A 271-nucleotide genomic window follows, 5' to 3' on the forward strand; every position below is an offset into this window, starting at 1 on the left:
GCAGGCCGGACCTGCCCGGGCCTGGGGGTGAGCAGGTCGGCCAGCGAGGGGCTCTCGGGCGCGGAGCCTGCACTGTGGGGGGCGAGCGAGTCCTTGTTCATGGCATCAGTACGAAAAGCCGGGCAGGGGCGAGTCGGCATAGGGCGCGCCCACGGCATACGGTGCCCAGACGCGGCCCGCATTGGGCAGCTCCTGCTGCGCGCCGGGCAGCAGCGCCTCCAGGTTGGTGCCGGCCGGCAGCGGCTGCACCAGGCGGGGGGGGACGATGATC

This window comes from Comamonas sp. B-9, from assembly GCF_000410635.1.
Taxonomy (GTDB): domain Bacteria; phylum Pseudomonadota; class Gammaproteobacteria; order Burkholderiales; family Burkholderiaceae_C; genus Comamonas.